This window comes from Pseudoalteromonas sp. BSi20652 (assembly GCF_000239855.1).
Taxonomy (GTDB): Bacteria; Pseudomonadota; Gammaproteobacteria; order Enterobacterales; family Alteromonadaceae; genus Pseudoalteromonas.
Window position 1 is genome coordinate 1 of the sequence record NZ_BADT01000219.1, and the last position, 572, is coordinate 572.

Consider the following 572-nt stretch of genomic DNA (forward strand, 5'->3'; position numbering starts at 1 on the left):
ATTAAAATGATCGTGCACCTCATCGACAGAGGTTTTATAGGTGCCTTTTCTTATTTTATCTTCATTTTCATTACTCCACTCGATGATTTCCTTTTCGAACAATGTCATTAAATCAGGATGTTGAATAATGCTATTAGTTAATAAAATTGGATTTACACTTTTATCTCCTTCCCAAAATCCTTTAATTGCTTTACCTGCAACCGCAACAGCTTCTCGAGCCACAAGGGCCGCAATTTCATGGAACGGATGCACGTCATGATCTTTAGCTAATTGACTGTGAGTGGGATCAGTTCCAGTTTTACTAATCAAGGTTTGTGCATCATCAATCTGATGCGATACGGTTTCGATGATATGGTGAATTGCAAAGCTGCTTACTAAAATAAATATCTCACTGCTGTAATGTAGCATTTTTAATATTAAGTCAGCGACAAAATCGTTTTTGGTCTTTTGTTAGCTCGTCACGCCATGCTAAAAACTGCTCGTATTTTGCTAGTATATCTACAAAGTCCAACCCTTGATATTGGGTGTTGTCTTTTTTAGTATCTGCAGTTTGAGAGGCTGCTAGATCAGCT

At 37.2% G+C, this 572-nt stretch carries 1 protein-coding gene; it reads right to left on the reverse strand.

The window, feature by feature from the left end:
* On the reverse strand, positions 1-408 hold a 408-nt coding region (locus P20652_RS19145; protein ID WP_033018082.1), incomplete at its 3' end, for an HET-C-related protein.
* Positions 409-572: the final 164 nt, after the last annotated feature.